Origin of the sequence: Mesorhizobium sp. M7A.T.Ca.US.000.02.2.1 (assembly GCF_003996995.1) — a bacterium.
GTDB lineage: Bacteria > Pseudomonadota > Alphaproteobacteria > Rhizobiales > Rhizobiaceae > Mesorhizobium.
In genome coordinates this window covers 1-1,182 of record NZ_RZTT01000778.1, presented here as the reverse complement: position 1 = coordinate 1,182, position 1,182 = coordinate 1, and the positions used below count along the sequence as shown (strand labels likewise).

Below are 1,182 nucleotides of genomic sequence, written 5' to 3'. Positions count from 1 at the left end.
ACGCCCGACTGTGCGGTCTTCGGCGAGAAGGACTACCAGCAGCTTTGTGTGGTGAGGCAACTCTGCCGCGACCTCAACCTGCCTGTCGAGATCATCGGCGCACCGACGATACGCGACGCGCATGGTCTCGCCATGTCGTCACGCAACGCCTATCTCGATGAGGCCGAACTGAAGATCGCCCGCCAACTCAACGTCATATTGCGCAATACGGCTGCGGCGCTGGCGGCAGGCGCCGGCCAGAGCGACGCAACCGAAGAGGCCAGCCGCGCCCTCATCGCCGCCGGCTTTCAGAAGGTCGACTATGTCGAGGTACGCCAAAGCCTGACGCTTGCGCCATGGCGCCGAAACCGCGAAGGGCGTCTTCTCGCGGCAGCATGGCTCGGCAAGACCAGACTGATCGACAATGTGGAGGTTCCCGCTGTCTAGCGCGAAGGCTCGATCCTTCGGCCAGACAGACACGGGCCGACCACAGTCGATGGTCCCGTACTCTTTGGGGTCGACGTATCGCGGCGGATTGCTGCCGCGCCTAGCTCTCGCTCTTTTGTCCGCCGGCCCTGACGATCAGGTGTCCCGCCACGATCCCAACCACCCCGGCAAGGGCTTTCACCAATGCATCGATGAGGCGTGCATGGCGACCGGGATCAATGAGCTGAAGCAGTTCCAGCATGCCGGCGGTCACAGCCACGAAGATCACTACCTGATACAGTCGATTGGGGAAGCCGATCGCCAGGGCGAAGCCCAGCAGGACATAAGCCAAGGCACGCTCGACATTCGCTTCAGCGAGGTGCGGCCGCATCTGGATCGGCGACAAGGTCGCGAAAATGATGATGGCGAGCAGCGCCAGCGCTGTAATGCGGGACAGTTTGGTCATGCCCTTGCATATCCGTCGTGAGCCGGCACAGCAAACGCCGCGATGACGCATGGCCGGATTGCTCTATTCATCCGGTGGCAATCTATCCGAGCGACTTGTCGAAACTCAGCGTCGTCGGCCTTGCGGTATCACTGGACTCCTCCGCGGCACTGACAAGCAAGAACCCTTTCGACCGATAGAAGGCGATGGCGCCGCCATTGGCCGCCTCGACCTCGACGCGCAGCGTTCGCGCTTCCGGGAAACTGGCCTCGACCTCGTCGAGCAGTGCCTGCCCGATCCCACGCCTTTGGCAGTCCGGATGGACGTAGAGC

General features: G+C 62.5%; 3 protein-coding genes. 1 reads left to right on the top strand and 2 read right to left on the bottom strand.

Annotated elements, in window-relative coordinates:
* A partial coding sequence (locus EOD15_RS34550; RefSeq protein WP_148129825.1) for a pantoate--beta-alanine ligase occupies positions 1 to 426 on the top strand: 426 nt, incomplete at its 5' end.
* 100 nt (positions 427 to 526) lie between these two features.
* Here EOD15_RS34550 and EOD15_RS34545 read toward each other — a convergent pair.
* A complete protein-coding gene (locus EOD15_RS34545; protein WP_023812139.1) occupies positions 527 to 871 on the bottom strand; it encodes an antibiotic resistance protein VanZ in 345 nt (114 codons plus the stop codon).
* Positions 872 to 953: 82 nt separating this feature from the next.
* On the bottom strand, positions 954 to 1,182 hold a 229-nt coding region (locus EOD15_RS34540), incomplete at its 5' end, for an N-acetyltransferase (RefSeq protein WP_148129824.1).

Bases quoted from the DNA above. Each gene is read 5' to 3' on its own strand.
- EOD15_RS34545 (WP_023812139.1), bottom strand. From the start codon at position 871: ATGACCAAACTGTCCCGCATTACAGCGCTGGCGCTGCTCGCCATCATC.